The following is a 24,945-nucleotide window of genomic DNA, read 5'->3' on the forward strand; positions in this document are numbered from 1 at the left end:
CTTACCTGCGATAGCGCCCTCAAAAGCACTAAAGATTCAAAGCGCCCGCGCAATGATCTCCTTCATGATCTCGTTGGTCCCCGCATAAATGCGCTGCACGCGCGCATCCGCCCAGGCCCGGGCGATCGGGTATTCCCACATGAAGCCGTAGCCGCCGTGCAACTGCACGCACTCGTCGAGCACCTTGCATTGCAGGTCAGTGGTCCAATACTTGGCCATCGCCGCCGTGGGCACGTCCAGCTTGCCTTGCAGGTGCTGTTCCAGGCACTTGTCGACAAACACCCGGCCGATCTGCACCTCGGTGGCAATCTCCGCCAGCTTGAAGCGGGTGTTCTGAAAGTCCGCAATCGCCTTGCCAAAAGCCTTGCGCTCGCGGGTGTAGTCCAACGTCCATTGCAATGCAGCTTCGGCCGAGGCCAGGGCGCCGATGGCCACGGTCAGGCGCTCCTGGGGCAGTTCCTGCATCAGGTAGGCAAAGCCCATCCCCGCCTGGCCCAGCAGGTTCTCCTTGGGCACGCGCACATCCTGGAAGAACAGCTCGGAGGTGTCCTGGGCCTTCATCCCGACCTTTTCCAGGCGCTTGCCCTTGTCGAACCCCGGCGTATTGGCCTCGACCAGAAACAGGCTGGTGCCTTTGGCGCCCGCCTTGGGGTCGGTCTTGGCCACCACAATCACCAGGTCCGCCAGGAAGCCGTTGGTGATAAAGGTCTTGGAGCCGTTGATCACATATTCGTCGCCATCCAACACGGCGGTGGTCTTGACCCCTTGCAGGTCGGACCCGGCGCCCGGCTCGGTCATGGCAATCGCGGTGACCATTTCCCCGGACACCAACTTGGGCAAGTACTTGTGCTTCAGTGCCTCGCTGCCGTAATGCAGGATATACGGCGCAACAATGTCCGAATGCAGGGAGAAGCCAATCCCGGTCAGCCCCAGGCGGCCGATCTCTTCGATCACCACGGTGCTATAGAGAAAGTCGGCGCCCAGGCCGCCGTATTCTTCCGGCAGATGGGAACAGAGCATGCCCGCCTCCCCCGCCTTGCTCCACAGATTGCGATCAATATGCCCCTGCTTTTCCCATTGCGCATGGAACGGCACCGCGTCCTTTTCAAGGAAGGTGCGCACGCTCTGACGGAAGAGTTCGTGCTCGGAGCTGAACAAGGTTCTGGGAATCATGGGTCACCTGCGTCGATTGTCAGACAAAAACAAGATCACAGAGCCTAAGCTGCACGGACGTCACAGGACACTGGACACATGCGACAAAAAATAAGACGATCCAGCCGTTAGTTGACCACTTTCCCCTATAAGAATAATCGAAATTATGTCTAGCCTCGTCTCCACGCCCCTGCGGCGCGTCAGCATTTTGGCCATTGATCGGGTGTTTGCTTCAACCCTCATGCAAGCCAAGGATTTTTTCCACCTCGCCAGCCTGCGTTACGGCAAACAGCAAGGCCTGGGCCTCACGCCAGCCTTTGAAACCCGCCTTGTCAGCCCCGACGGGCAACCGGTATGTAGCTTCAGCGATGTGATCATGCCGGTGGACGGCGGCCTGGAAAACGCCGACATCATTGTGCTCCCAGCCTTCTGGGATGACTTCGACGCCCTGAGCAAACGCTACCCGCAGATCCTGCCATGGCTGCGTGAGCAGCATGCCCGGGGTGCGGTGCTGTGCGGTGAGGCCACCGGGGTGTTCTGGCTCGCCGAAGCCGGCCTGCTTGATGGCAAGGAGGCGACCACCTACTGGCGCTTCTTCAATGCGTTCAGCGAGCGCTTCCCCAAGGTCCAGCTCAATCAGGACAAGCACCTGACCGACGCCGACAACCTGTACTGCGCCGGCGGCACAACATCGGCCTGCGATCTTTATATCTATCTGATCGAGCGTTTCTGCGGCGCCAACATCGCCCAGGCCGTGGCCCGCGACATTCTCTACGAAGTGCAGCGCAGCTACGCACCGGGGCGCATCGGGTTTGGCGGGCAGAAGCTGCACCAGGACGTGATCATCCTGCAGATCCAGCATTGGCTCGAAGAGCACTTCGCCGACAAGTTCCGCTTTGAAGACGTCGCCCGCGAACACGGCATGAGCATCCGCAACTTTATGCGCAGGTTCCAGACCGCGACCGGCGACAAGCCGCTGCACTACCTGCAACGCCTGCGGATCGAGACCGCCAAGGGGTTGTTGTCGGGCAGCCGCAAGAGCATCAAGACCATCAGCTACGAGGTGGGTTACGACGATGCGAGCTTCTTTGCGCGGCTGTTCAGGCAGCACACGGAGTTGTCGCCGAACCAGTATCGCCAGCAGTTCCAGCAGGCCGCCTAACTAAAGCCGGGCACAATCAAATGTGGGAGCGGGCTTGCTCGCGAATGCGGAGTGTCAGTTAACGAATAAGTCGACTGATACACCGCATTTCGCGAGCAAGCCCGCTCCCACATTTTGGTTCGGTGTTTGCCTAAGGCTTGTGCGCCCGCGCCAGGAACTCGTGGGACTGCATTTCCAGCAAACGACTCAAGGTGCGCTGGAATTCGAAGTTCAAGCGACCGCCGGTGTAGAGGTCCTTGAGTTCGACTTCAGCTGAAATGATCAGCTTGACGTTACGGTCGTAGAACTCATCGACCATGTTGATAAAGCGCCGGGCGATGTCGTCGGTGGTGACGCTCATTTGCTCCACGCCACTCAAGATCACGGCATGGAAGATCTTGCCCAGTTCGATGTAGTCGTTCTGGCTGCGCGGGCCGTCGCACAGTTCGCGGAAGTCGAACCAGGCCACGTCGTCACAGGTGCGCAGGGCGATGATCTGGCGATTTTCGATGATCAACTTATCGTTTTCCACCGCCTGGGTGCATTCCGGCGTCAGCGCGCGAAAGCTCTTGCGCAGGCTTTCATGGGCCGCTTCGTCGAGGGGGAAGTGGAACAGTTCCGCCTGCTCAAGGTGACGCAGACGGTAGTCGACGCCGCTGTCGACGTTGACGATATCGGTGTGCTGCTTGATCAGGGCGATGGCCGGCAGGAAGCGCGCGCGTTGCAGGCCGTCCTTGTACAGGCCGTCGGGCACGATGTTCGAGGTGGCGACCAGGGTCACGCCGTTCTTGAACAACTCTTCCATCAGGGTGCCAAGGATCATCGCGTCGGTGATATCGGACACGAAGAACTCATCGAAGCAGATCACCCGCGCCTCTTGGGAGAAGCGTTTGGCGATGATGGTCAGCGGGTTTTTCTCGCCGTGCAGGGTCTTCATCTCTTCGTGCACACGCTTCATGAAGCGGTGGAAGTGCGTGCGCGATTTTTCCTTGAACGGCAGCGCTTCGAAGAAGGTATCGACCAGGTACGTCTTGCCCCGGCCCACGCCGCCCCAGAAATACAGGCCCTTGACCGGCACCTGGTCTTTCTTGCCAAACAACTTGCTGAGCATCCCGGGCTTGCTCTGCGAGGCCGCGACCAGGTCTTCGTACAGGCGCTGCAAATGGCGCACCGCCGTTTCCTGGGCCGCATCATGGAAGAAGTCGGGGCGCTTCAGATCAGCTTGATATCGTTCTAGGGGCGTCATAATTTCGTTAGCAAGGCAACAAAAACGGGCCGTCACTGTAACGACGGCCCCGGATAATGGCAATCAACCCTTGGTCGGGTCAGTCCTCGATGGGGGTCAATGCCACGCGCACAGCTTCGATGGCGGCATCCCGCGCAGCCGCATCGGCAAAGGCCGGGCTGTCGGCGACACAGGCGCCTTCGAGCCACACACTGAAGCCCAGGGCCTCACTGCGCACATCCAGCGCCTGGCCGGACTGCAACTGCTTGGTGGCAGCCCCCGCCGCCTTGCCGTCGGCAAAGTTGCGCGACAACAGCAGTTGCTCGCCATCAGCCGCCAGCAGGCGGAAACGGAAGCTGCCGTCGTCTTCACGGAAGCTGACAAAACGCGCGGCCTTGACTGCCTTCTTCTTGACGCTGGCAGCTTCGCTCGCCTGGTTGACGAACGAACGCAAGCCCACGGCTTCGCGCAGCTCTTGCAGGAATGGAGCGGCCACGGCGCGGGCTTTCTTGGCGCCGACCAGCAACAGGTCTTCCATGTCCGAAGGGCGCGACATCAATTGATGGTAGCGCTCGCGGGCTTCGCCCAACTGGCCGTCCAGCAGTTGGAACAGACGGTTCTTCGCCTCACCCCAACCCAGGCCATCGAGCAGTTCGCGGCGCAGTTGCTGTTCCTGTTCTGGGGTGGCGAACGCCTGGTACAAGGTGAACAGGTGGGAGTTGTCCGGATCCTTGGCCTCACCCGGCGCGCGGGAGTCGGTGACGATCCGCGAGATCGCGTCCTTCATGTCCTTGGCGGTGGTGAACAACGGGATGGTGTTGTCGTAGCTTTTCGACATCTTGCGCCCATCCAGGCCCGGCAAGGTGGCGACGCTTTCTTCGATCAACGCCTCGGGCATGGTGAAGAACTCACGGCCCTTGCCAAACAGGTGGTTGAAACGCTGGCCGATATCACGGGCCATTTCCACGTGCTGGATCTGGTCGCGGCCGACCGGCACCTTGTGCGCGTTGAACATCAGGATGTCTGCGGCCATCAGCACCGGGTAGCTGTACAGGCCCATGCTGATCCCGGCGTCCGGGTCTTCGCCGTTTTCCAGGTTCTTGTCCACCGAGGCCTTGTAGGCGTGGGCGCGGTTGAGCAGGCCCTTGGCCGCGACGCAGGTCAGCAGCCAGGTCAGCTCGGGAATTTCCGGGATATCGGACTGACGATAGAACGTCACCCGGTTCACATCCAGGCCACCCGCCAGCCAGGTCGCGGCGATTTCCATACGCGAGCGCTGGATGCGCTGCGGGTCATCGCACTTGATCAGGGCGTGGTAGTCGGCCAGGAAGTAGAACGAATCGGCATTGGCATCCTGGCTGGCGAGGATCGCCGGGCGGATGGCACCGGCGTAGTTGCCCAGGTGCGGGGTGCCGGTGGTGGTGATGCCGGTGAGGATACGGGTACGAGTCGTCATGGGTAATCGCTTATCAGACTGCTATCAATTCGAAAGGCGCGGCAGCACCAGATCCTTGAGATCGGTGAGCTTGCCATGAAAAAAGTGCCCGCATTCTGCCACTTTCAGCAGCTCATGGGGGCGTTTCAGGGCCGCGGACCAGTCGTAGACGGTCTGCGGGTCGACCACTTCGTCGGTTTCCGGCTGGATCAGGGTCAACGGGCAGTCCTGTGGCAGCACGTCCTCATCACGCAAACGCATGACCGCCGCAGCCACCATGAACAGGTGCGCGAGTTTTTCGCCCTTGGCTTCCAGGCGCCCGCCCAGACTTGCGGCAACAAAACCACCGAACGAGAAACCCAGCAAGGTGATGGGCAGGCCCGGGTGCTTTTCACGCAGCCAACCGGCCGCCGCTTCGGCGTCGTCCACTTCACCACTGCTCATGTCGTGGGTACCGGCACTGGCACCCACGCCACGGTAATTGAAACGCAAAGTAATCAAACCGGCATCGCGGGCGGTGCGTTGCAAGGTCGATACGACTTTATTGAGCATGGTGCCGCCCTGCACCGGGTTGGGGTGGCAGATCAGCGCCAGGCCACGTGGCTCGGGGTGATCCAGATACAGGGCTTCCAATTGGCCTACCGGGCCATCGATCAAAACGGGGGTTTCACGCATGAGCAAGGAATGAACTCCGTGACCTCTCAAGGGGTCGACTCGTCTAGCTAAAAGTCTGTGCATGGCATCATTGCGAGCTTAATCGCGGTATACAGCGCAGGTCCGAGCCGTTAACGTAAAGCAAAGCCGTTTATAGAGGAAGGACTCGTGGAACACTCGCTCTTAGTTTGGTTGTTGCCGACTCTTGCCCTGGTTGCCGGTGTCGCCATTGGATTCCTGGTTGCTCGCCTGCTGCCGAATGCCGCGCCTAACCGCACGCAGCGTCAGTTGGATGACATTCAGGAACGTTTTGACAGTTATCAGAACGAGGTTGTTACCCACTTCAACAGCACCGCGACCCTGGTCAAGAAGCTCACCCAGAGCTACCAGGAAGTACAGGATCACCTCGCCGATGGCGCCAACCGCCTGGCCCTTGACGACATCTCCCGTCAGCGCCTGCTGGCCGCGCTGCATTCCGATGCCACGCAAGCCCCACGGGAGCGCCTGACCCCGCCAAGGGAAAATCAGGAGCCGCCACGGGACTACGCGCCAAAAACGCCGAACGCCCCCGGCATGCTGGATGAGCATTACGGCTTGAAGAAGTAATAAGGTTTCAAGCGATAAAAAGCCCGCCACCGATCACTCGGTGGCGGGCTTTTTTATTTTCTCAAGGCTGGCACGCTGTCCGACGTTGACGATGCTCAAGCCCAGCAGTTCAGCAATCAGCGCCTGGTACAACATCGCCCATCCTCTTCGTCCATGCCCGAGGAATACTCAGCGTCCTGGTTCATTGCTCAGTTTTAGGGCTCCGTGCAGCCTAAGGAAAACTGTTCAGTCGCCGTTCAGCGCCAGACTGAGCGCCTTGCAATCTGCACTGCGAACCTGATGGAGAAAGACCTGCAAAACTTCTGATAAGGGAAATGTATTCTCCATAGCTATTCCTGGAACTCTTCCTACGTACGCGACCACACAACGGACGAAACTAAGCCCTACTCCTCCGACACGCGCTACGAGTTCCCTTTTATGCAAATCAAGACCGCCTCAGCCACTCCCTGGAATCACTCAGCCAACGATCAACCAACTGCATCGAATACGGGCTATCGCAACAAACGTTCAATTGATTCCAGCGCGCAGGCGGATCAGCAATTAGTGCAGGAAGTCAGGCCAGCCCCCGCAACACAAGGTGGAGGTTACACTGAGGTGAGCGTTGACCCCTCCCCTGGCAAAGATGTCGAGAATAGTCAAAAAGTACCACCCCCCATTGATGTGGGTCTCAACATAAATGTTGACCCCGTTGCAAAGCATATTTCCAGTGCATTTAAAACTGTCGAACAAAAAGCATCTGATTTTCTCAAAGAAAAATTTGCAGAGTTGAAAAAGAAAGACCCCGCTAACAAGGAGAAATGGGATATTGATCCCGACAATACCTACCTAGTGACCTACGACTATAACAGTGTGGGGGAAGAGCCTTACCCGGCAAAGGTTATCCAGCGTATTTCACTGACGCAAGCGTTGATCAAAAATGCGCAAGATACTCCCACTGGGAAGGGATACAAGATCCCATTCTTCGCTGGCGGTCCTAATGTAAAAACCCAGAACAGTTTACCCATGAATAACCCAGGTATCTTTGACTTCTCAACCCGGTTTTCCCCTTATCGTAAAGACGCGGATGTTACCCATACTTATCAAGGAATTTATGTAGAATCATCCGACGCTCCCTCACAGACATATAACTCTACCAACCAGAGTTCAATTACCCCGAAAGAGTTCAAAAACCTTGTTTGGCAGGCTGACTTTCAACAGCCTTATACTAATTTTCTGGATGAGTTCTGGAGCACCCACATAGAAAAATACCCGGTACTGGCCAAAGCGTCATTCGTCAAGTCAGCCATGACTCAACATCAAGAAGGCAGCTTGACTACTGATGGTCGAAAACTGATCATGCGAGCCGCCGGGTTATCAGGCAACCAGGAATCATGGCCTGACATTACTTATGATGACTTACAAAAAAATCCCCCCAAGGACCCCAACATTGAAGTCGGGTTGCTCAAGATCGGAGAATATCAATCGACCGACCTCATATACATTACTGATAATAAGGTAACGTTTGACAGCGACGGGAAGAGGATTCCTCCCCTCACCCTTCTCTATATACCCGGAAACTCCTCACCCATTCACAGTTTCAATAGCCAGGCAGAGATGAAGAAGTGGCTCGCCGAACAAATGGCTGATCCTGCCAAACGCAATGCCCTGGCCTCACACTTTAAGCTTGAAGACAAGCCCAACGGCTGGAAGCGAGCCGGGTTAGACGAAACACTGATCGGCCTCGGTACCTGGCCTGAAACACGTGAACCCCCAGGAGGAATACTTTCCTATGACCATCGGGCCTTTAGCGGTAAATGGGATCCTGAAAAATTCATCACCACAGAACCTAACAACCTACCGTTCCAAGAAGTCACCAAACGCCAGAAAGATCGCTCTTATGCAGATGCGGCTGTCAAAATAACCAGTGACAGAGACGAGACCAAGAAGAACATCATTGAAGGCCTGACAAAGACTTCAAAAATTGCTCTATTTTTAACTCCACTGGCTTTCGTGGTACCTGAAGTCGCATTGGCCCTGGACACTTTTTATCTCGCCAGTGGCGGCGTAACTGCCAGCATCGGAGTTGATGACAACCTACATAACAAGGCCAAAGGTACTGATCGAATTGTATTCGGCCTGTTCAACGCAGCGACAGTGGCGATACCCAAAGTCATAGGTAAAGCCCGGGAGCAGTCTATCGGTGAATTCAAAGCCCCAGAAGAGACTGCATCGCCCCCGGACCAAGAACCACCCCAACCTCCAGAGAACCCTGACAATGGGGTGATTGGTACGGACATAGCGAGCGAAACAGGTCCGGTTACTGTAGTTCAAATGGGCGGCCCGATGAATGAACTAAAATATGTCTCCAACGAAGTCCATACCTATGTAGACATCTACAAATCCGGAAAGCGACTTAACATTGTTGCCCATGGTTCCAAACCAAGTTGGGCTGATAAGTTCTTAGGCAATGGATCACAGGTTGTCATAGATGGAAAAGGCTACACACCTCAAAAATTAGTCGCCCTATTGAAAGAAAAAGGCATAGACCCGGAAAGATATGACTCTGTGCGTCTTATAATGTGTCACTCTGCGGAGGGGCGAGGCAATTCGTTTGCGGCAAAATTTCAAAAAGAGATCAACAAGCCGGTAAAAGCTTACGATGGCACGGTGAGCCTCAGTTTCGGTTCAACAGCCATGAAAAAAATTCGAGATCAGGTCGTGACTCAAATCATGCAGTCAGATCCAACAATCTCTCTTGAAAATGCAGAAAACCTGGCTGAAATCAAACTGCAAGATGCTTTGAATGGCTATGCAGTTCCAGAACTCAAAAAAGCCAATGGTCAGTTGGTCAAAATCAATACTGCGCCTGCAGGGGATCCGCCGAAATATGAGGTTGTTAGAATTGAATACAAGCCGGTTCACTTCCCAAAGACCGGTTCATGAGCCTTATTTCGCAATGTTCTGAACGTAGCATACAAGCATGACGCTATATGTTGACGGCTGAAAAAACCCCGGAAAGCTTTCAGCCGTCATTGAGACGCGCAGTACCCCGCGCTCTGATTCGCCGTTCAGCGCCGAACCGGGCGCTTTTGCAGTTTGCGCTGCAGTGTCCGGCGGTGCATGCCAAGAGCACGAGCGGTGGCCGAGATATTACCTTCATGCTCGGTCAACACACGCTGGATGTGCTCCCACTGCAGACGGTCCACCGACATCGGGTTTTCCGGCACCAGGGTGTCGAGGTCGGCGTGTTCGGAGAGCAGCGCTGCCAGTACATCATCGGCATCGGCCGGCTTGCACAGGTAATTGCAGGCGCCGCGCTTGATCGCCTCGACGGCGGTGGCAATGCTGGAATACCCGGTAAGGATCAGCACGCGCATTTCCGGGTCCAGTTCCAGCAGCTTGGGCAACAGCACCAGGCCGGAGTCGCCGTCCATTTTCAGGTCCAGTGCCGCGTAGTCCGGCAGGTCGGCCTGGGCGATGGTCAGGCCTTCTTCGGCGGAGCCTGCGGTGCTGACGCGAAACCCGCGGCGGCTCATGGCTCGCGCCATTACGCGGGTAAAGGTGGCGTCATCATCTACCAGCAACAGGTGCGGCAGTTCTTCGCCTTCGACTTGGATCTCGTCACTCATCGATGTCTCCTCGTGCAGCACGGGGCAGGCGCAGCTCGGTGAGCGTGCCGCCTTCCTCATGGGGGTAAAGTTTCACCGAGCCGCCAGCGCGGGTCACGCTGGCCTTGCTCAAGAACAGGCCCAGGCCGAAGCCCTTGCCCTTGGTGGTAAAGAATGGCTTGCCGATCTGTTCGGCAATCGCCAGCGGCACGCCGGCACCGTGGTCGCGAATGCTGATGGTGAGGTTTTCCGAATCCCAGTCCAACTGCACTTCCAGCCCTTCCGGGCAGGCATCGGCTGCATTGTTCAACAGGTTCAGCAACGCCTGGGTCAGATCCGGCGGTGGCGCCATGCGAGGCACTGCGCCCTGCCCCAACAGATGGAAACGGTAACTGGCTTCGGGGCGCATCAGGTGCCAGCGGTTCAAGGCTTCGTCCAACCACTGGGTGACGTCCTGCATATCCACCGCCAGGCGCCGGTTGGCTTCAGCGGCACGCACCAGTTGTTGCAAGGTTTGCTTGCACTGCTTGACCTGTTCCTGCAGCACGCCGAGGTCGTCCTGTAGCGCCGGGTCGTGATGGTCCTGGCGCATTTCCTTGATCAGCACGCTCATGGTTGCCAGCGGCGTACCCAGCTCATGGGCCGCGCCGGCGGCCTGGGTCGCCACGGCCAACAGTTGCTGGTCACGCAAGCCTTCTTCGCGGCGGATAGCACGCAGTTCTTCCTGGCGCCGCAGCTCTTCGGCCATGCGCGCAGCGAAAAACGTGATCACGGCTGCCGACAGCGCGAAGCTCAGCCACATGCCGTAGATCTGCAGGTTTTCCCGGGCGATCGGGAAGGTTTCCAGGGGATAGAACTGCGCCAGCAACAAGGTGTAGAGCGCCAGGGCAATACCCGACAGGATCACCGAGTAGCGCCACGGCAACGTCACGGCGGCAATGGTCAGCGGCACCAGATAATAGGAAACGAACGGGTTGGTGGAGCCACCGGAGAAATACAGCAACACACTGTGGATAAACAGGTCACAGGCCAGTTGCAGGGCGTACTCCAGCTCTGTCACCGGCCACGTGGTGCGCAGGCGGATGGCCGTGAACACACACAACACCGTGGAAAAAGCCAAAGTCACCCACAGTTGCAGCCAGGGCAACGGCAGCAGCTCAAACCAATAGGCAAGCCCCACGGAACCGGCTTGGGCGGCCAGGACCAGGGTGCGGATAAACGTCAGGCGCCAGAGGTTCTGGCGAGTGGCGGAAGTCAGTTGTACGGGGGCGAGCATGAGCTCTCCTGATGAGCGCTCCAGGCGGATCGCAAGGAGTATAAACGAAGCCAGGGTATCGACAGCGTGTGTGTGGCCCTTTGACGCAGGTCACACAATCAAGAACGCCGGACGCAAATTGACCGTTCGTCGGCATCGCGCCAAGGTGTAGAGAATTTGTAACCCGCCGAACCCGAATCACCCGTCTACAGTCTTACCGAACACGATCACCCTCAAGGAGCTTCCATGTCACGTTTCACTCGCAGTGCCGCCCTTATTGCCCTCAGCGTTGGCAGCGTCGCCAGCCTGCCCGTGCTGGCTGCCGATCAACTGCACTACAACCAGATTTCCCTGCGGGCCGAAGTCAGCCAGGAAGTGGCCCGTGACCAGATGATCGTCACCCTGTACACCGAGTCCCAGAACGCCGACCCGGCCAAACTGGCCGCCGAGATCACCACCACCATGAACAAGGCGCTGGCCCAGGCCCGCGAAGTCAAGGGCGTCACCCTGCGCCAGGGCAGCCGCAACAGCTACCCGATCTACGACAACAAGAACCAGCAGATCACCGGCTGGCGTGAACGCGCCGAATTGCGCATGGAAAGCTCGGACTTCGCGGCGCTGTCCAAGCTCACCGGCGAGATGCTGACCAACCTAAAAATGGACAGCATGGACTTCGCCATCGCCAACCCGACCCGCAAGGCCAGCGAAGATGCGCTGCTCAAGGAAGCGGTCACTGCATTCAAGGCCCGCGCGCAATTGGCCACTGATGCGCTGGGTGGCAAGGGTTACAAGATCGTCAACCTGAACTTCAACACTAATGGTTATCCACAGCCTTATGCCCGCGGCGGCATGATGATGAAGGCTGCGGCGATGGATTCAGCGCCGACGCCAGAGGTCGAGGCGGGCACCAGCCAAGTCAGCATGAGTGCGGACGGGGTGATTGAAGTCTTACAGTAAGCGGTTCAACCTACAAAGACGGCACAGCCTAATAGCTTGTGCCGTTTTTTTTGGCCTGCTGTTCGATAACAAGACGAACGATGTAGGGGTTTGCTTAAACGATCAACCGCGCCTAAAACCCAAGCATAAAAAATGAACCATTCCCCTGCACGCTGCCACCTAGTTAAGCCAAAGTTATCCAACAAACTAGACATTTAATAAAACATTCCCATAGACAAATACCTATGTCTAAGACAGGGACATATAGGCAACTTCATTCGGACTCTCACAGGGAGGATGGGAACGCGAATAAAACGAGACGTTCATGAATATAAATCCTGCGCCCGCTCTACCGAACTCGGCAACAACCCATTCATTATCCGCCGTCAATCCATTGCCCGCAGATACTACTGCCCCCGCCCATCGGCGGCAGACTCGTGCACCCTCTCCACAGAATACAGCGCAGAGAGAGGGCACTGGCTCGCTGCAAACTACAAACCCTGAAATAGCAGTCCAAAAAAGGGTTATCTACGGTTCAGACACCGTGTCTGCGCCCTCGGCTGACTACACCCTGCAAGAGCGCAAGCAGCGCATTGATGACTACGCTTTTCGCGTAACGACGCTGATTGAAGAAATACCCAGCATCAACCAAGGTGAAATGGCCGTCAGGTTCCAGAACGCCCGCCTGTTCATGGAGCCGGCAGGCTACTTCAGCGGTGGTTTACTGGCCGCAGGCTATGACCCCCATGAAAAAATCACGGTGACGTTCACGTCCTACACGGGGGTGGGGAAACCAGAAAACCTGAGCAGTACCTCAAAGCGTACTTACTTTGCCTGGGAAATTGCTGCAGGTGCTTTAGAGCACGACAAAGTACAACGGGGCGGCCCGATCAACTTCAACTTTATGGAGATAGATCCAAAAGATCAAACTAAGGTTGACAATCTGGAGTCGTTGGGCAAAAACCTTCAAAACCACTGGGAACATGAAATATCCAAACCCATGCGAGACCCGTCGGGCCAACTCGCAACCCTCTCGGGACAAGCGGACGCCTACGCAGTACGGGGAACCTTGCAAACCCTGCGCAGTGATACGCAGAGTTTTAAAAAATTGAGCCCTGAAGGGCAAGAAGCCGTCGCGCGGACACTGGATAAGAATGGGCAAGTCATCGTTCCAAATGTCTACGGCTACCCCTTGTCAGGCTATGCATTTATTCCGTACACGCCCTATGACGGGGATTATAAAAACAGGCCCAACCAAGGATTGATGTTAGACCTGAAGAATGGCACCGTCCGTGAAATACATGGGGATGCCGACTTTGCAAGCTGGGCCAAAGACAACCGGGACAACTTGCTGAGAAACTTCAACACCCGAGATATACAAGGCGGCAAGGATTCACACTGGCCCAGCGCGGGTTATGTACTTGACACGTTGATCTCCGGCGCCAACGCCCACTTCCCCGGCTATCACAACCTGGTTTCAGATGAGGAAATACCGGCGTCACAACTGTTCAATTACACCCGAGCCCGAGGCAGCGAGTATCAGTTGAAGTTCGGCAATCTTTACAGCGGTGTGGCCACCCAATACCAAGCGGTGAATGCCAAGAATGCACTATGGTCCGACCAAACCCAGGTGTTTGGTTCCTCACAGCAGGATTGGAAGTCGGCGAAAGACTTCTGGGGCAATACATTCGGCTACGTGCCCGTGATTGGCAACACTGGCAATATCGTCTTCGGCGTCCATGACAGTCTCTACGGCATGACGGCGCAGGATCGAGTGGGCGGCAATGCAGCGGCGGTAATATCAGGCCTGCAACTGGCCCACGAACTTGCGCCAGGTGCCGTCGAGTCCGGGCTAGGTGAACCCGCCAAAGTCCCTGGCGTCCCAAGAGCCGAAGATTACCAATGGAAGCAGAACTCACAGACAAACGACTTTGAGTTCGTGCACGCCCCCAAGCCCGCAAAGAATACCGATGAAGTCACCGTGCCAAGCCAGGCCCAGCCTGCCAACCCCTTGCGCCCAAGCCAGGCCGGGCATATCAGCCAGCATGCGCTGCCAAATGGCGAACAGTTGATTGAAAATGTGACGCCCAACGCCAAGGGGATTTATCAGGTCAAGGATGCAACCACCAACGAAGATCGCTGGTTAATCCGCTACACCGACGCCAGCGGTGTCAGCAACGTGTATGAGATCCGAGGGGATTTCAAACTGAGCAACGGCTATGTGCAGATCATTGATCAGCAAACCAGGCGACCCGTGATGACCGTCCACTCTTCGGGCAATGGCGAGTGGGTCTCAGCCAATGGAAAAGGTGGCGTCAGGGCGCCTGAGGGGCGCAGTCTCTCATCCCCCGTCAGCGATGACACGAAGCGCCCTCCATCTTTTGCCAATCATTTCCTCGATCTCGAAGACAAACCAATGAAAGGCGCCAACAAGATCGACGATTTCTTGAAAATCAAAGCGGGATCCGGCTACGAGTTCGCCAGCAGCAATTTCGAGGATAAAGGCGTCATCAAAACAAACTTCAGGGTTTCCTGGAACATCGACGAGACTGGCTTTTCCGTTGAGCCCGGAGAAAAGGCACAGCCCACAGAGCACAGCTCGAGCCAGTACTCACCCAACTTTGTCTTGGATATAAACCGTAACCCTTACACCGTCACCACCACAGAAAAAGGGCTATCCGTCAGCCACCGACTGGACGCCACAGCGAACTCGGCCGAGGCCATCCGGCAAGCGAGGCTGAAGCAGTTCGAGAGCACAATTGCGGACCCCGACCTGCGTGCGCGTATTTCCGAGGTCGCTCATCAAGGTTCGATAGCCCCCGCCACCATTGACTTGAACGGAGGATCGGTACTGCAAGATGGCTACTACTTTGGCGCTGACGACACCCAGTTCCACGTCCATCACGACGCTTCGAGCAACGTGACGACGGTCCAAATCACATCCAAAGGACACCTGTCCAACCCCGAAAAAGACATCAACCGGGTGCCTGGCGTGGAGGTGATCATCAAGAGAACGTTCACGATACGCGAAGGGAATGAGCTCGACAGCCAGTTCACCATCGACAAGGACGCGCCCACCACTATCGAGGTCGTGACGCTCTCGTAGCCAAGGCACGGCTACAACGGCCACTTACCTGATCCCCTGAACGGCGGTAACCTCGGTGACTGCCGTTTTTCGTATGGGCAGCCTTATATACCTGCCATCTCAGGGGTCTCCATGGAAAAAAACGCCTTGAAAACGCTGTTCCTCGCTGCGGGGTTGTTGGCATTGACGCCCATGGCCCATGCCGCCAGCACCCTGGTCTACTGCTCCGAAGCGAGCCCCGCCGGTTTCGACCCCAGCCAATACACCAGCGGCACCGACTTTGATGCCTCGGCCGAAACCGTGTTCAACCGCCTGACCCAGTTCAAGCGCGGCGGGACCGAAGTCGAGCCGGGACTGGCGACCCGTTGGGAGGTGTCCGAGGATGGCCTGGCCTACACCTTCCACCTGCGCGACGGGGTCAAGTTCCACAGCACCGAGTACTTCACACCGACCCGCGACTTTAATGCCGATGATGTGCTGTTCACCTTCCAGCGCCTGTTGGACGCCAACACCCCATTCCGCCAGGCCTACCCGTCCGAATCGCCGTACTTCACCGACATGGGCCTGAACACCACGATCAAAAGCGTGGAAAAGCTCGACGAGCACAGCGTGCGCTTCAACCTCAATAACGTCGACGCCGCTTTCGTGCAGAACCTGGCCATGAGCTTTGCCTCTGTGCAATCGGCCGAGTACGCCGCGCAGTTGCTTGAACAAGGCAAGGCTGCCGATATCAACCAGAAGCCGGTCGGCACCGGGCCGTTTGTGTTCAAGCGCTACCAGAAGGACTCGCAGATTCGCTACGTCGCCAATAAACAGTATTGGAAGCCTGAGGATGTGAAGCTCGACAACCTGGTATTCGCCATCACCCCCGACGCCGCGTCGCGCCTGCAAAAGCTCAAGGCCGGCGAATGCCAGGTCAGCGGCTATCCGCGCCCCTCGGATATAGAGGTGATGAAGCAGGATCCCAACCTGCGCGTGCTGCAACAGGCAGGTTTCAATCTGGGCTTCCTGGCCTATAACGTGACCCATCCACCGCTGGATCAACTCAAGGTGCGCCAGGCCCTGGACATGGCTATCGATAAGCCGGCGATTATCCAGGCGGTGTACCAAAGTGCCGGGCAATTGGCGCAAAACGCGCTACCTCCGGCCCAGTGGTCTTATGACCCCAACATCAAGGACGCGCCGCACGATCCGGCCAAAGCCCGGGCGCTACTAAAAGAAGCAGGGGTTGCACCAGGTACCACCATCAACTTGTGGGCGATGACCGTGCAGCGCGCCTCCAATCCCAATGCGCGAATGTCGGCGCAGATGATCCAGCAGGATTGGGCCAAGGTCGGGATCACCGCCAATATCGTCAGCTATGAGTGGGGCGAATACATAAAGCGCGCGAAAAACGGCGAGCACGATGTGATGATTTACGGCTGGACCGGCGACAACGGAGACCCCGATAACTGGCTTGGGGTGCTCTACAGTTGTGCGGCGGTAAAGGGCAGCAACTATGCCAAATGGTGTAACCCGCAGTACGACCAACTGGTGCAGAAGGCCAAGCTCAGCAGCAACCGTGACGAGCGCATCAAGTGGTATCAACAGGCGCAAAAAATACTTAAGGATCAAGTACCTATAACACCTATTGCGAACTCGACGGTTTTCCAGCCACTGCGCAAGGAAGTCCAGGACTTCAAAATCAGCCCATTTGGGCTGACGCCGTTCTATGGCGTAAGTCTGAATAAGTAACAATCACGCCCCAACCGAGTGCGCCAGACACCTCGGTTGGGCCGATTTAGTGCACTGCGCGCACCGAAAAAAACCTCGAAAATGCAGATTTGTGTCGAAAATTATATGAATGCGACATTCTTGTACGTTCTTACCACTCTTTGCCGCTTGTTGCCTCTCAACGTCTTGCAATGGGTATGGGGCCTGCATAAGTATCCGCAGGCCGACTCACGAGGTCGCCCTCAATTCCAAAAATGACAACAAATCATGAGGCCAACATGCTTAAACACGCAGTCATTCCGTTTTTAGTCAGCGCCGGTTTAATGGCCGCTGCACCTTTCGCCCAGGCGGCGACTAATCTGGTGTTCTGCTCCGAAGGGAGCCCGGCGGGTTTCGACCCAGGCCAGTACACCACCGGAACAGACTTCGATGCTTCGGCCGAAACCATGTTCAACCGTCTCAGCCAGTTCGAGCGTGGCGGCACCGCCGTGATTCCTGGCCTGGCCACCAAGTGGGACGTTTCCGAAGATGGCCTGACCTACACCTTCCACCTGCGCGAAGGGGTCAAGTTCCATACCACGCCGTACTTCAAGCCGACTCGTGAATTCAACGCCGACGACGTGCTTTTCACCTTCAACCGGATGATCAACAAAGACGATCCGTTCCGTAAAGCCTACCCCACCGAGTTCCCGTACTTCACGGACATGGGGATGGACACCAACATCAAGAACATCGAGAAAATCGACGACCACACCGTCAAGTTCACCCTTGGCACCGTGGACGCCGCATTTATCCAGAACCTGGCCATGAGCTTCGCCTCCCTGCAGTCGGCCGAATACGCTGCCCAACTGTTGAAGGACGGCAAGCCCCAGGACATCAACCAGAAGCCGGTGGGCACTGGCCCGTTCGTGTTCAAGAGCTACCAGAAAGACTCCAACATCCGCTTCACCGGCAACAAGGATTACTGGAAGCCTGAAGACGTGAAGATCGATAACCTGATCTTCGCTATCACCACCGACCCATCGGTACGTGTGCAAAAACTCAAGAAGAACGAATGCCAGGTCACCCTCTTCCCACGTCCGGCCGACCTCAAGGCCCTGGGCGAAGACAAGACCCTGAAACTGCCACACCAGGCCGGTTTCAACCTGGGCTACATCGCCTACAACGTGATGCCTGTGCTCAAGGGCCAGACGGCGGCCAACCCACTGGCCGACCTGCGCGTACGCCAGGCCCTGGACATGTCGGTCAACAAGCAGCAGATCATCGACTCGGTTTACCAGGGCGCAGGCCAGCTGGCGGTCAACGCCATGCCGCCGACCCAGTGGTCCTATGACGAGACTATCAAGGACGTCCCGCACGACGTGGCCAAGGCCAAGGAGTTGCTCAAGGAAGCCGGCGTCAAGGAAGGCACCGAAATCACCCTGTGGGCCATGCCGGTCCAACGTCCGTACAACCCCAACGCCAAGCTGATGGCCGAGATGCTGCAGAACGACTGGAAGCAGATCGGCTTGAAGGTCAACATCGTCAGCTACGAGTGGGGCGAGTACATCAAGCGTTCCAAAGGCGGTGAAAACCAGGCCATGATCATCGGCTGGAGCGGTGACAATGGTGACCCGGACAACTGGCTGAACGTGCTGTTCGGCTGCGACTCCCTGGCGGGCAACAACTTCTCCAAATGGTGTGACAAGAAATTCGACGGCATCGTGAAAGAAGCCAAGGCCACGTCGGATGTCGCCAAGCGCACCGAACTGTACAAACAGGCGCAACACGTCCTCAAAGATGCAGTCCCCATGACACCTATCGCACACTCGACGGTGTATCAACCCATGCGCAACAACGTGCAGGACTTCAAGATCAGCCCATTTGGCTTGAATTCCTTCTACGGGGTGAGCGTCAGCAAGTAGGACTCTTTAGCGGCGACGTTTCATAACGTCGCCGTTATTGCATCCGCCAAGACCTTAGGAATCGGACTACGTTCGCAGGCGCTGCCGACCTACAGCAGCTGACTGCAAGGGTAAAGTCCGATCCCTACAAGGTCTGTCCGGTTCTGCGCATTTACTGCCTTGCCCGCGTTCCCTAACGTCGAGGTAGGCAAACACGCAGTTCCGATACGGCATTTGCTGTGGATGGGAGCAGTGCTTTCGCCATGCCAGGTAAGGCGTTGCGACTGTTCACTGACGAAAACGATAAACATGGATTGGGGACCGTCATGCGCCATACCACCGTTCTATCTGCAATATTGGGTACCAGCCTGTTGGCCGTCGCTTCGATGGGCCAGGCTGGCGAGAAGAAAAGCCTGGTGTTCTGCTCTGAAGGCAGCCCGGCCGGGTTCGATACCGCGCAATACACCACCGCCACCGACAACGATGTGGCCGAGCCGATCTACAACCGCCTGGTTGAGTTTGAAAAGGGCGAGACCGGTGTCGTACCAGGCTTGGCGACCAAGTGGGATATTTCGCCCGATGGCCTGACCTACACCTTCCATCTGCGCGAAGGGGTGAAGTTCCACAGCAACAAGGAATTCAAGCCGACACGGGATTTCAATGCCGATGACGTGCTGTTCACCTTCAACCGCATGCTTGATCCCAACCATCCGTTCCGCAAGGCCTACCCCACGGAGTTTCCGTACTTCAACGGCATGAGCCTGAACAAAAACATCGCCAAGGTCGAAAAAACCGACCCGCACACCGTGGTGATGACCCTCAATACGGTCGACGCGGCGTTTGTCCAGAACATCGCCATGAGCTTCGCGGCGATCCTCTCGGCTGAATACGCCGAGCAACTGCTCAAGGCCGGCAAGCCCAGCGACATCAACCAGAAGCCGATCGGCACCGGGCCGTTCGTGTTCCAGCGGTACCAGAAGGATTCGCAGATCCGTTACGCCGGCAATAAACAGTATTGGGACCCGAGCAAGGTCAAGCTCGACCAACTGATTTTCGCCATCAACACCGACGCGTCGGTGCGGGTACAGAAGCTCAAGGCCAATGAATGCCAGGTCACCCTGCATCCACGCCCCGCCGATGTCGACGCGCTCAAGGCCGACCCGAACCTGCAACTGCTGACCAAGCCAGGCTTCAATCTCGGCTACATCGCCTATAACGTGCGGCACAAGCCCTTCGACCAGCTCGAAGTGCGCCAGGCGCTGGACATGGCGGTGAACAAGCAGAGCATCCTCAACGCCGTGTACCAGGGCGCCGGGCAATTGGCAGTCAATGCCATGCCGCCGACCCAATGGTCCTACGACGACAGCATCAAGGACGCCGCCTACAACCCGGAAAAAGCCAAGGAACTGCTCAAGGCTGCGGGCGTCAAGGAAGGCACCGAGATCACCCTGTGGGCCATGCCGGTACAGCGCCCGTACAACCCCAACGCCAAGCTGATGGCCGAGATGCTGCAAAACGATTGGGCCAAGATCGGCCTCAAGGTCAAGATCGTCAGCTACGAGTGGGGCGAGTACATCAAGCGCATCAAGAACGGCGAACACGATATCAGCCTGATTGGCTGGACCGGCGACAACGGTGACCCGGACAACTGGCTGGGCACTCTCTACAGCTGCGACGCCATCGGCGGGAACAACTACTCGATGTGGTGTGACCCGGCGTACGACAAGCTGATCAAGCAAGCCAAGGTCGTCACCGACCGAGAACAACGGACTGTTCTGTACAAACAGGCGCAGCAACTGCTCAAACAGCAGGTGCCGATCACGCCTGTCGCCCACTCGACGGTCAACCAGCCGTTAAGCACCAAAGTCGAAGGTTTCAAAGTGAGCCCCTTCGGCCGCAACGTGTTCTCGGGCGTCAGTATTACCCCATAAGAAAATAACCGGATGCGCAGAGCGAAGTTGGCTCTGCTGCAAACGTGCAGCTGTAATTCGCGAAATCTCCTACAGCAAACGTTTGCCCTAGCTTGAAGAGTTACACACCCAATAGCCGGCTCACTTAATAAGGCCGGCATAAAAAAAGAGAACCAAAGGAGCTCCACCCATGAAATTGAGCAGCAAAGTGCTACTGGCCATGGCCATCAGCAGCATCACCGCCACCGCTTACGCCGAACCTGCAAGCCAGGAATTCGTGCCAACCACACTGGCCGGCGCCAGCGCCCAAAGCGAAGCCAAAGGCTTTATCGAAGACTTCAGCCTGGGCGGCAGTACGCGCAACTGGTACTCCAATGAACACCTGTACCGCGGGGGCAGCTTCAAATACAAAGAGCACGGTGTAACGAAGACCGACCGCAACCGTACCAACTGGGTCCAGGGCACCATCATCAATGCCAGCTCGGGGTTCACCCAGGGCACTGTGGGCGTCAAGGCCGAAGTAGCGGTGTACAACGCTCTGGTTCTAGACCGCAGCAAACGCGATATCAAGGGCGGCTCCAACCGTACCTTGGCTGACTCTGACGGCAATGCCGTAGACCAGTGGAGCAAACTGGGCCTGGCCAACTTGCAGTTCCGCGTGTCGAACACCACACTGACCGCCGGCCGCCAGAACTTCAGCACGCCGATTGTCGACACCATCGGCAACCGTCCCCTGCCATCGAGCTTCCAAGGTGTGAGCTTCAACAGCGCAGAGTTCAGCAACCTGTCGTTCCAAGGTGGCGTGTTTGACCGCGTCTCGCCACGGTCCGAGCAGAGCCTGTCGAAGTTCCGTAGCGAGTACAGCCAACAAGGCGCCAACAGCGCTACAACCGACAAGGTCTACACCCTGGGCGCCAACTACCAGCCGTTCGCGAGCCTGAAAACCAGCGTCTTCGGTGCCAACGTCAAGGACTTCTGGAACCAGTACTACTTTGGCGCTACCCACGAGTTGGGTGACAGCCAGCAACTGGCCCTGACCACTGGCTTCAACTACTACAAAACCGTCGACGAAGGCAAAAAGCTGATGGGGGAAATCGACAACGATACCTTCTCCCTGTCCCTCGGCCTGGCGCATCAGGCTCACAGCCTGACCTTCTCCTACCAGCAAGTGAACGGTAACGAGTACTTCGACTACCTGCACGAAACCAACGGCATCTACCTGGCCAACTCCCTGACGTCGGACTTCAACGGCCCGAACGAGAAATCCTTCCAGGTCGCCTACGCCATCAACATGGCCGAATACGGCGTGCCAGGCCTGAAGTTCAATGTCTACTCCGCACGCGGCTGGGGCATCGACGGTACCCACTACACCGGTAACAGCAACGGCGCTTACGCCTACACCGGCATCGAAAAACAAGACGGCGAAAAACACCAGGAATACGGTGTTGGCGCGGCCTACGCGGTCCAGAGCGGCCCGCTCAAGGCCACCGCGATTCGTGCCACCTACGTTGAACACCGTGGCAGCGCCAACCAGTTCGACGGCAGCATCAAAGAATTCCGTCTGGTTACCACCGTCCCATTCAACATTCTTTAATTCGCACCAGGTAGACGGCGGGCTCAGGACGAGCCTGCCGTCTACATTTGTGTGGTTGAATCGATCGCAGAGGGCTCTTCGATGAAAATGCTCCCGTTACAAGCTGCCATGACCGCTGCACTGCTGAGTGTGGCCCTGGGCATTTCGGCCAAGCCGCTGGTGGTCTGCACCGAAGCCAGTCCGGAAGGCTTCGACCCGGTCGTGTACGTCACGGCCGTCACCGCCGATGCCGCCGCCGAAACCATGTTCAACCGCCTGGTGGATTTCAAGCCCGGCACTACTGAAATCAGGCCCGCACTCGCCAAGTCCTGGGACATCAGTGAGGACGGCCTGACCTATACCTTCCACCTGCGTGATGACGTCAAGTTCCACACCACCGACTACTTCAAGCCGACGCGCAACCTGAATGCCGACGACGTGCTCTGGAGCTTCCAGCGTCAACTGGACCCGAAACACCCGTGGCACGACAAGTCCACCACCGGCTTCCCCTATTTCGAAAGCATGGGTTTCAAGGAACTGCTCAAAAGCGTCGAGAAGACCGATGACCACACCGTGGTCTTCACCCTGACCCGCCCCGAAGCGCCGTTCCTGGCCGATGTCGCAATGCCGTTCACCGCCATCCATTCCGCCGAATACGCCGACAAGCTGCTGGCCGCCAACAAGACCGGCGAGCTCAACAGCAAACCGATCGGCACCGGCCCGTTCATTTTTACCCGCTACCAGAAAGACGCCCAGGTGCGCTTCAAGGCCAACCCGGAGTACTTCCGTGGCAAGCCGCCCGCTGATCCGCTGATCCTGGCCATCGCGGTGGATAACAACGTGCGCCTGCAAAAGCTCAAGGCCAATGAGTGCCAGATCGCCCTGTATCCAAAACCCGATGACCTGCCAAGTATCAAGGCCGATCCAAACCTTAAGGTCTCGGAGCTGGCGGCGATGACCACCGCGTACACCGCGATGAACACCACCCGCAAGTACATGAGCGACGCGCGGGTGCGCCACGCGATCAACATCGCGTTCGACAAACAGGGCTATAACCAATCCCTGTACGGCAAAGGCAATGCCATCGATGCCACCGGTCCTTACCCGCCGACCCTGCTAGGCTTCAACGACAAATTGCAGAACCCGGCCCGCGACCTGGACAAGGCCCGCGCCCTGCTCAAGGAAGCCGGCGTGCCGGAAGGCACCGAGTTCACCCTGTTCACCCGCAATGGCGGCGGCCCGACCAACCCTAACCCGATGCTTGGCGCCCAGCGCATGCAGGCGGATCTGGCGCAGATTGGGCTGAAGGTCAATATCAAGGTCATGGAGTGGGGCGAAATGCTCAAGCGCGCCAAGGCTGGCGAGCACGACATGGTCTCTGCCGGCTGGGCCGGGGATAACGGCGATCCAGACAACTTCCTCACGCCGAACCTGAGTTGCGATGCCGCCAAAAACGGCGAAAACTACGCCCGCTGGTGTAACGAAGAGTTTCAGGGCTTGATCGACAAGGCCCGCGCCGTGGCTGAACCCGCCGAGCGCGCCGCACTCTATGAACAAGCGTTGGACGTTTTCGACAAGGACCAACCGTGGATCCCCATGGCTTACCCGAAAATGTTCACCGCCATGCGTAAAAACGTCGAGGGATATACCCAAAGCCCCCTGACCAACAATAACTTCGCCACCACCCAGGTGAAGTAATAAGAGACGCTCGGCACCGTCGACGTTGACGGTGCCGGACCTGCCTAACCGGCTGATTGAGGTAGATACCACGATGTTTAGTTTTATTGCCCGCCGATTGGGGTTGTTGATCCCAACGTTCTTCGGCATCACGTTGCTGACTTTTGCGTTGATTCGCATGATCCCTGGCGACCCCGTAGAAGTCATGATGGGCGAAAGGCGGGTCGACCCCGAGATGCACGCCCAGGCAATGGAACGCCTTGGCTTGAACAAACCCTTGTATGCGCAATACCTGGACTACGTCGGCAAGCTCGCCCAGGGCGACCTCGGCGAATCCCTGCGTACCCGCACCAGCGTCTGGACCGAGTTCAGCGCCCTGTTCCCCGCGACCCTGGAACTGTCCATGGCCGCCCTGTTGTTCGCCGGCATCCTCGGGCTCTTGGCCGGGGTGATCGCGGCCTTGAAGCGAGGATCCCTGTTCGACCATGGGGTGATGGGCATCTCCCTGGCGGGATATTCGATGCCGATCTTCTGGTGGGGCCTGATCCTGATCATGTTCTTCTCGGTGAGCCTGGGCTGGACCCCGGTTTCCGGGCGTATCGACCTGCTCTACGACATCGAGCCGCGCACCGGCTTCATGCTGATCGACACCCTGCTGGCCGATGAGCCGGACGCGTTCTGGGATGCCCTGCACCACCTGATCCTGCCAGCCATCGTGCTCGGCACCATCCCGCTGGCGGTGATTGCGCGGATGACCCGCTCCTCGATGCTGGAAGTCCTGCGCGAAGACTACATCCGCACCGCCAAGGCCAAAGGCCTGTCGCCGGCACGCGTGGTGTTCGTACACGGCCTGCGCAATGCGCTGATTCCGGTGCTGACCGTGGTCGGCCTGCAAGTCGGCACACTGCTGGCCGGTGCCGTCCTGACCGAAACCATCTTCTCGTGGCCCGGCATCGGCAAATGGCTGATCGAAGCCATTGGCGCACGGGACTACCCGGTGGTGCAAAACGGCATCCTGCTGATCGCCTGCCTGGTGATCCTGGTGAACTTCGTGGTGGATATCCTCTACGGCTTCGCCAACCCACGCATCCGTCACCAGCGCTGAGATCATGA

General features: G+C 57.4%; 17 protein-coding genes. 11 read left to right on the forward strand and 6 right to left on the reverse strand.

Features of this window, described 5'->3' with window-relative positions; translation table 11 throughout:
• Positions 1–36: 36 nt before the first annotated feature.
• Entirely contained in the window at positions 37–1,173 is a 1,137-nt protein-coding gene (locus tag FIV38_RS01045; RefSeq protein ID WP_029291912.1) for an acyl-CoA dehydrogenase family protein, read from the reverse strand.
• A gap of 220 nt (positions 1,174–1,393) precedes the next feature.
• On the opposite strand from FIV38_RS01045, the gene FIV38_RS01050 reads away from it, so the two are divergent.
• Positions 1,394–2,314: a GlxA family transcriptional regulator gene (locus tag FIV38_RS01050; RefSeq protein WP_169851207.1), complete on the forward strand. Its 921-nt coding sequence runs from the start codon at positions 1,394–1,396 to the stop codon at positions 2,312–2,314.
• Positions 2,315–2,444: 130 nt separating this feature from the next.
• Here FIV38_RS01050 and zapE read toward each other — a convergent pair whose 3' ends face one another.
• From zapE to FIV38_RS01065, 3 genes are all read right to left on the reverse strand, one after another.
• The gene (gene zapE / locus FIV38_RS01055) at positions 2,445–3,539 is read right to left on the reverse strand and encodes a cell division protein ZapE (protein WP_029291916.1); all 1,095 of its coding nucleotides are present in this window, start codon (positions 3,537–3,539) and stop codon (positions 2,445–2,447) included.
• A gap of 79 nt (positions 3,540–3,618) precedes the next feature.
• Positions 3,619–4,974 (reverse strand): tryptophan--tRNA ligase, encoded by a 1,356-nt coding sequence (locus tag FIV38_RS01060; RefSeq protein ID WP_092238295.1) that lies wholly within the window; start codon positions 4,972–4,974, stop codon positions 3,619–3,621.
• A gap of 24 nt (positions 4,975–4,998) precedes the next feature.
• On the reverse strand, positions 4,999–5,628 hold the full coding sequence (locus tag FIV38_RS01065) for an alpha/beta hydrolase (RefSeq protein ID WP_029291919.1): 630 nt from the start codon (positions 5,626–5,628) through the stop codon (positions 4,999–5,001).
• A 147-nt stretch (positions 5,629–5,775) separates the two neighbouring features.
• On the opposite strand from FIV38_RS01065, the gene FIV38_RS01070 reads away from it, so the two are divergent.
• Both FIV38_RS01070 and FIV38_RS01075 read left to right on the forward strand, forming a co-directional pair.
• The gene (locus FIV38_RS01070; protein ID WP_092238298.1) at positions 5,776–6,213 is read left to right on the forward strand and encodes a Z-ring associated ZapG family protein; all 438 of its coding nucleotides are present in this window, start codon (positions 5,776–5,778) and stop codon (positions 6,211–6,213) included.
• 417 nt (positions 6,214–6,630) lie between these two features.
• Entirely contained in the window at positions 6,631–9,135 is a 2,505-nt protein-coding gene (locus FIV38_RS01075; protein WP_139273589.1) for a dermonecrotic toxin domain-containing protein, read from the forward strand.
• 125 nt (positions 9,136–9,260) lie between these two features.
• Here the strand turns inward: FIV38_RS01075 and FIV38_RS01080 are convergent, their stop codons facing one another.
• A complete protein-coding gene (locus FIV38_RS01080; protein ID WP_029291924.1) occupies positions 9,261–9,821 on the reverse strand; it encodes a response regulator transcription factor in 561 nt (186 codons plus the stop codon).
• A complete protein-coding gene (locus FIV38_RS01085; protein ID WP_029291925.1) occupies positions 9,814–11,076 on the reverse strand; it encodes an ATP-binding protein in 1,263 nt (420 codons plus the stop codon). Before FIV38_RS01085 ends, FIV38_RS01080 begins: the two co-directional genes overlap by 8 nt.
• 225 nt (positions 11,077–11,301) lie before the next feature.
• On the opposite strand from FIV38_RS01085, the gene FIV38_RS01090 reads away from it, so the two are divergent.
• The 8 genes from FIV38_RS01090 to FIV38_RS01125 all read left to right on the forward strand — a co-directional run bounded on the left by FIV38_RS01090 (position 11,302) and on the right by FIV38_RS01125 (position 24,937).
• Positions 11,302–12,012: an SIMPL domain-containing protein gene (locus tag FIV38_RS01090; protein WP_092238304.1), complete on the forward strand. Its 711-nt coding sequence runs from the start codon at positions 11,302–11,304 to the stop codon at positions 12,010–12,012.
• A 304-nt stretch (positions 12,013–12,316) separates the two neighbouring features.
• Complete coding sequence (locus FIV38_RS01095; RefSeq protein ID WP_235861115.1) at positions 12,317–15,097, forward strand: hypothetical protein; 2,781 nt, start codon at positions 12,317–12,319, stop codon at positions 15,095–15,097.
• A 111-nt stretch (positions 15,098–15,208) separates the two neighbouring features.
• Positions 15,209–16,810: an ABC transporter substrate-binding protein gene (locus FIV38_RS01100; RefSeq protein ID WP_092238307.1), complete on the forward strand. Its 1,602-nt coding sequence runs from the start codon at positions 15,209–15,211 to the stop codon at positions 16,808–16,810.
• A gap of 257 nt (positions 16,811–17,067) precedes the next feature.
• Positions 17,068–18,693 carry an ABC transporter substrate-binding protein gene (locus FIV38_RS01105; protein WP_092238310.1) on the forward strand — a complete coding sequence of 542 codons (1,626 nt, stop codon included), beginning with the start codon at positions 17,068–17,070 and terminating at the stop codon, positions 18,691–18,693.
• Between the two features lie 305 nt (positions 18,694–18,998).
• The gene (locus FIV38_RS01110; protein WP_070994117.1) at positions 18,999–20,603 is read left to right on the forward strand and encodes an ABC transporter substrate-binding protein; all 1,605 of its coding nucleotides are present in this window, start codon (positions 18,999–19,001) and stop codon (positions 20,601–20,603) included.
• Between the two features lie 169 nt (positions 20,604–20,772).
• A complete protein-coding gene (locus tag FIV38_RS01115; protein ID WP_092238313.1) occupies positions 20,773–22,176 on the forward strand; it encodes an OprD family outer membrane porin in 1,404 nt (467 codons plus the stop codon).
• A gap of 81 nt (positions 22,177–22,257) precedes the next feature.
• Positions 22,258–23,853 carry an ABC transporter substrate-binding protein gene (locus FIV38_RS01120; protein ID WP_092238316.1) on the forward strand — a complete coding sequence of 532 codons (1,596 nt, stop codon included), beginning with the start codon at positions 22,258–22,260 and terminating at the stop codon, positions 23,851–23,853.
• Between the two features lie 73 nt (positions 23,854–23,926).
• Positions 23,927–24,937, forward strand: a complete 1,011-nt coding sequence (locus FIV38_RS01125; protein ID WP_032860135.1) for an ABC transporter permease subunit — start codon at positions 23,927–23,929, stop codon at positions 24,935–24,937.
• The last annotated feature ends 8 nt before the right edge of the window (positions 24,938–24,945 follow it).

Origin of the sequence: Pseudomonas proteolytica, assembly GCF_007858275.1 — a bacterium.
GTDB lineage: Bacteria > Pseudomonadota > Gammaproteobacteria > Pseudomonadales > Pseudomonadaceae > Aquipseudomonas > Aquipseudomonas proteolytica.